This is a genomic window from Kutzneria sp. NPDC051319 (assembly GCF_040682195.1).
GTDB lineage: Bacteria > Actinomycetota > Actinomycetes > Mycobacteriales > Pseudonocardiaceae > Kutzneria.
In genome coordinates this window covers 1-5,395 of record NZ_JBFBAM010000147.1, presented here as the reverse complement: position 1 = coordinate 5,395, position 5,395 = coordinate 1, and the positions used below count along the sequence as shown (strand labels likewise).

Sequence of the window (5,395 nt, the reverse complement as noted above, 5' to 3'; positions counted from 1 at the left end):
TCGAAGAGACGCTGTTCACCACCGATCACAAGCGGATCGGGGTGATGTACCTCGTCACCACGTTCGCGTTCTTCCTGCTCGGCGGCGCGCTCGCGCTGCTGATGCATCGCGATCCCCCTGGTCGGCGCGTGCGTGGTGCTCGCGCTGGCCAAGTTCGTGCCGCGGCTCGTCGTGGACACGGTGGCCATGGTCGCGGCCGTGGCCGGGGTCGCGGCCATGACGTTGTTGTTCGTGGCCACGGATTCCGGCCGTGTCGTGACGTGGGTCGGCGGGTGGACGCCGAAAGACGGCACGAGCGTCGGGATCGTGCTGGCCGCCGACCAGATCGGGGCCGGCTTCGCGGTGCTGGCCTGTGCCCTGACGGCGTGCGCGCTGATCTACACCTGGCGGTATTTCGACGCCGCCGAGGCGCACGTGCACGTGCTGATCCTGCTGTTCTCGGCCGGCATGGTCGGGTTCTCGCTGACCGCGGACCTGTTCGACCTGTTCGTGTTCCTGGAACTCATGAGCGCCACCGCGTATGCGCTGACCGGACACAAGATCGAGGAACCCCGTTCCGTGCAGGGCGGTTTCACCTTCGGCGTGGTGACCTCGCTCGGCGCGTACTTCTCGCTGGCCGGCATCGGGATCCTGTACGCGCGGACCGGCCAGCTCGGGATGCCGCAGATCGGCGCGGCGCCGGACCGGCACGGCATGGACGTCCTGGTCCTGACGGCGCTGGTGTTGGTGCTGACCGGCTTGCTGGTGAAGGCGGCGATCCTGCCGTTCCACTTCTGGCTGGCCGACGCCCACGCGGTCGCGCCGACACCGGTGTGCGTGCTGTTCTCCGGCGTGATGGCGCCGCTCGGCCTATACGGCGTGCTGCGCGTGTCGACGACCGTGTTCGGCGGCGTGCTGCCCGCTTCGTCGCTGCACGGCACGTTGGTGGTGCTCGGCATCGCCACGGCCGTGCTGGGGGCGGTGTTGTGCCTCATGCAGCGGCGTCTCAAGCGCATGGTGGCGTACTCGACGATCGCACACCTGGGCTTGTTCCTGGTAGGCCTGGCGACGCTGACGGCCTCCGGGGTGGCAGGGGCCGTCGTGTACGTGTTCGGGCATGCCGGCGTGAAGGGCGCGCTGTTCCTGATGGTCGGCGTGTTGTTGGCCCGTAAGGGAAGCGTCGACGAGTTCGACCTGTACCGCGTGGGGCGTGACGAGCGGCTGACCAAGTGGCTGCTCCCACTCGGCGCGCTGGCGCTGGCCGGGCTGCCGCCGTTCGGCACCGGGCTTGGCAAGGCGATCAGCGAGGAGACCACCGGAAGCGTCGCGCTGATCGCGCTGTTCGTGCTGGTCTCGGCCGCGACCGGCGGCGCGGTGCTGCGGGCGTCGCTGCGCATCCACTTCGGCCTTGGCCCGCCGCCGGAGGACATCGACGTCGACACCACCAAGGGCGACGACGAAGAGCAGGAAGGCCGATTCCCCGACCGGATCCCGGCGACCATGGCCGGTGCGATCGCGGTGCCGCTGACCGGCGGACTGGCCGTCGGGGCCGTGCCGGCGGTGGCGCAGGCGATGGGCGCTGGGGCGCAACGGTTCCTGGACCGGGCCGGCCTGCTCGCCCAGACCCTGCACGGTGCCCCTGCCGCGCTGGCCAGCGGGGTTGAGGAAACGGCGTAGACGTGGTCCGGAGTGGCGCTGGGGCTGTTCAGTGCCGCGCTGGCCGTGGGAATCGGGTTCGTCGGTGTCCACTTCGGACCGGGACGGCTGCGCGTGGCGCTGAAGACCCCGTTGCACGTGATGCACCGCCTGCACTCCGGCCACGTCGGTGACTACGCGGCGTGGCTGATGCTGGGCATGGCCGCCGTGGGCGCGCTGTTCCTGGTCACCTGACGGGGATACTCGGCGGCACGTTGGGTACCCGGGGTCCATGGATCGAGTCGTTGTGATCACAGGCGCCACCGGTGGCGTGGGCCGGGCGACGGCACGGATGTTCGCCGAGCAAGGCGATCGCGTCGCGCTGCTGGCCCGGGGCGAGGCGGGCCTCGCCGCCGCAGCCGAGGAGGTGCGGCAGGCCGGCGGCACACCGCTGCCATCAAGGGCTTCACCGAGTCGTTGCGCTGCGAGCTGTTGCACGACCACAGCGGCGTGCGCGTGACGATGTTGCACCTGCCGGCCGTCAACACGCCGCAGTTCGACTGGCTGCTGTCCCGGCTGCCGCTGCCGGCGCGCGCCCGGTGCCCCCGATCTACCAGCCCGAGGCCGCCGCCGAGGCCATCGTGCACGCCGCCGCGCATCCGCGGCGACGGGAGTACTGGGTCGGCGGCTCGACCGTGGCAACGATTCTCGGCGAGAAACTGGCCAGCGGCGTGCTGGACCGGCATCTCGCCCGTACTGGTTACGACGCACAGCAGGTGGACCGCACGCCGCCTCGTTCCGGGCCGAACCTCTGGGAGGCGGTCGACCGGCAGAGCGACCACGGCGCGCACGGCGCGTTCGACGACACCGCCCCGCCTCACAGCCGGCAGTGGTGGCTGAACTCGCACCGCGGCGCCCTTCGGGGGCGCTCTCGCGACAACCGCCATGTTGCTGCGCCGTCGTGCCCATCGAAAGGAAGATCATGGAGACGACCGAGCTACGTGAGCTGATCACCGCACCCGGCCAGTTCGCGTCGGTGTATTTCGACGCCAGCCACGACACCGAGGACGCCGAGCACGCGACGCAACTGCGCTGGCAGGAGATCCGCGCCGGGCTCGAGGACCAGGGCGCGGACCGATCGACGATCCAGGAGCTGGAACAGGCCGTCCTGGCCGGCGCCAGGCCGGTCGGCAAGGTCGGGCGGGCGCTGATCGCCTCCGCCGGCCGGGTGCTGCTCGACACCTGGCTGGCGGTTCCGCCCGCCACGCCCGAGGTCCGCTGGTCCTCGCTGCCGTACCTGCTGCCGTTGGCCGCGCAGAACGTGCCGCCGGTGCCTTACGTCGTGGTGATCATGGACCGCGTCGGGGCCGACCTCCGCGGCTACAGCGCTCACGGCGAGTTGGCCGAAAAGACCACCGTGGACGGTTCCGACCATCCGGTCCACAAGGTCTCCGGGGCAGGATGGTCGCACCTGAAGATGCAGCACCGGGTGGAGAACACCGCTCGCGACAACGCGGCCGACGTCGTCGACGCGTTGTCGCACCTGGTCGACGAGCTGCGGGCGCAGCTGATCGTCATCGCCGCCGAGGTGCAGGCCCGGGCCGAGCTGCGGGAGGCGCTGCCCAAGCGGCTCTTGGAGATCGCCGTCGACACCCAGACCGGTGGGCGCGCCGAGGGCATCGACGAGGCCGCGTTGGAGGCCGAGGTGCGGCTCATCGTCGAGGACTACGCCCGGGCGGCCCAGCAGACCTGGGTCGATCGCTTCGCCGCCGAGCTCGCCCGGGACAGCGGGCTCGCGGTGCAGGGCCTGGAGGCCGTGACCGCCGCGCTGCGAGAGGCACGGGCGGAAACAGTCGTGGTCACCGACAAGCTGCCGGCCGACCGTCCCTTGTGGACTGCCGGCGGGCTGGAGCAGGTCGCCGGCAAGGCCGATGGGCTGGTCGAGGACGAGGCCGTGCAGCGCCGGGCTGACGAGGCGCTACCCGCGGCCGCCTCGGTCTCCGGCGCGAACGTGGTCGTGCCGGACGGCCACCTGGAACTGGCCGACGGTGTTGGGGCGCTGTTGCGGTATTGAGGCGGCGGAGCGAGCGGGCGGGCTTGCTCGGGTTGGTCGAGTGGCCCGCCCGCGCGCCCCGACCAAGCGGGCCCCTTTCGAGGACTACTGCTCGACGAGTACCACCCATCACGCACACACCTGAACCCTCAGACACAAACCGACAATCATCGCCCACAGGCAACTAGACCCTCAGGTTTCGCCCGCGCCCGCCAGCGGGTAACCCGATGGCCATGGTGACTCATATCGTCGCGACCACCATCGACTGCGCCGACCCGCACCGGTTGGCCGAGTTCTGGTCGGCCGTGCTCGGCTACGAGGTCGTGCAGTCCGGCGCCAGCACCGACGGGACGGCGTTCGTCGAGATCGGGCCGTCCGACTGGGACACCGTCCACGGCTCTGCCGTGCTGTTCGAGCAGGTTCCCGAGGTCCCGCCGAAGACCGGCAAGAACCGTATCCACCTCGACGTCGCGGCCCCGCCGGGCCGCCACCGGCTGGAGGTCGAGCGCATCCTCGCCCTCGGCGCCACCCGCGTCGACATCGGACAACGCAACGACGAGCCGTGGACCGTGCTGGCCGACCCGAGGGCAACGAGTTCTGCGTCCTGAACCGCGACGAGCCTACGGACGTCAGGGGGTGACCCGGCCGTGCCCAGTCGCCAGACCACCGTCAAGCAGCTCCTCGACCGGTTCGGCGCGACCTACGCCCACGAAGCCGGCATCACGCTGCGTGACAAGCCCGCTCCCCTGTACCAGCTGCTGATCCTGGCCACCCTCCTGTCGGCGCGGATCCGCCGCCGACATCGCCGTCTCCACCGCACGGGAGCTCTTCTCAACCGGCCTCCGCACCCCTCGCCGCATGCTTGACGCCACGTGGCAGGAACGGGTCGACGCCCTCGGCCGCGGCGATTACGTCCGGTACGACGAGAGCACCGCCACCCGTCTCGGCGAGGGTGCCCAGCTGCTGCTGGACACCTGGCACGGCGACCTCCGCCGGATGCGCTCTCCGCACCGCGAGGTCCAGAAGTTCCCCGGCATAGCCGAAACCGGCGCCGACATCTTCTGCCGCGAGGTCCAGGCCGTCTGGCCCCGCCTGCGTCCCTTCTTCGACCAGCGGACCCTGGAGGCGGCCAGGCGCCACGGCCTGCCCACGCAGCCACAGCGCCTGGCCGAGCTGGTCAAACCGGACCAGGTGGCCAACCTGGCCGCAGCGTTGGTGCGCTCCACCCTGAACCGCTAGCGCCTTTCGCGGCAGGTTTGACCGGCGACCGCCGCGGTACCCGTCAGGCATGGTGAGCATCGGATACTTCCTGTCCAGCGAGGAATTCGGGCCGCGGGAGCTGGTTCGGCAGGCGACGCTGGCCGAGCGGGCCGGCTTCACCCGGCTGTGGATCTCCGACCACTACCACCCCTGGAACCGCGAGCAGGGCAACAGCCCGTTCGTCTGGTCGGTGATCGGGGCCCTCTCCGAGCGGACGAACCTCCCGATCACGACGGCCGTTACCTGCCCGACGGTGCGCCTGCACCCGGCGGTGATCGCCCAGGCGGCGGCGACGGCCGCGGTGCAGTGCGAGGGCAGGTTCACGCTCGGCGTTGGCAGCGGGGAGGCGCTGAACGAGCACATCTTCGGCGACCCGTGGCCGACGGCGGACACGCGACTGTCCATGTTGGAGGAAGCGGTGGAGCTGATCCGGGCGCTGCACCGCGGCGGGCCGGTCAGCTACGAGGG

At 70.9% G+C, this 5,395-nt stretch carries 9 protein-coding genes; all 9 read left to right on the top strand.

Annotation, left to right across the window (positions count from 1 at the left end; all coding sequences use genetic code 11):
• Nucleotides 1-132: 132 nt before the first annotated feature.
• Nucleotides 133-1,656, top strand: a complete 1,524-nt coding sequence (locus tag AB0M73_RS49515; RefSeq protein ID WP_363907158.1) for a complex I subunit 5 family protein — start codon at nt 133-135, stop codon at nt 1,654-1,656.
• A 12-nt stretch (nt 1,657-1,668) separates the two neighbouring features.
• Nucleotides 1,669-1,869: a hypothetical protein gene (locus AB0M73_RS49510; RefSeq protein WP_363907156.1), complete on the top strand. Its 201-nt coding sequence runs from the start codon at nt 1,669-1,671 to the stop codon at nt 1,867-1,869.
• A 37-nt stretch (nt 1,870-1,906) separates the two neighbouring features.
• Entirely contained in the window at nt 1,907-2,134 is a 228-nt protein-coding gene (locus tag AB0M73_RS49505) for an SDR family NAD(P)-dependent oxidoreductase (RefSeq protein WP_363907154.1), read from the top strand.
• Between the two features lie 79 nt (nt 2,135-2,213).
• Entirely contained in the window at nt 2,214-2,624 is a 411-nt protein-coding gene (locus AB0M73_RS49500) for a hypothetical protein (protein ID WP_363907152.1), read from the top strand.
• Nucleotides 2,597-3,688, top strand: a complete 1,092-nt coding sequence (locus AB0M73_RS49495) for a Vms1/Ankzf1 family peptidyl-tRNA hydrolase (RefSeq protein ID WP_363907150.1) — start codon at nt 2,597-2,599, stop codon at nt 3,686-3,688. The genes AB0M73_RS49500 and AB0M73_RS49495 overlap by 28 nt, the downstream gene beginning before the upstream one ends.
• Nucleotides 3,689-3,900: 212 nt before the next feature.
• On the top strand, nt 3,901-4,275 hold the full coding sequence (locus AB0M73_RS49490) for a VOC family protein (protein WP_363907148.1): 375 nt from the start codon (nt 3,901-3,903) through the stop codon (nt 4,273-4,275).
• A gap of 39 nt (nt 4,276-4,314) precedes the next feature.
• A complete protein-coding gene (locus tag AB0M73_RS49485; protein ID WP_363907146.1) occupies nt 4,315-4,533 on the top strand; it encodes a hypothetical protein in 219 nt (72 codons plus the stop codon).
• The gene (locus tag AB0M73_RS49480) at nt 4,526-4,906 is read left to right on the top strand and encodes a hypothetical protein (protein ID WP_363907144.1); all 381 of its coding nucleotides are present in this window, start codon (nt 4,526-4,528) and stop codon (nt 4,904-4,906) included. Before AB0M73_RS49485 ends, AB0M73_RS49480 begins: the two co-directional genes overlap by 8 nt.
• A gap of 49 nt (nt 4,907-4,955) precedes the next feature.
• On the top strand, nt 4,956-5,395 hold a 440-nt coding region (locus AB0M73_RS49475; protein ID WP_363907142.1), incomplete at its 3' end, for a TIGR03557 family F420-dependent LLM class oxidoreductase.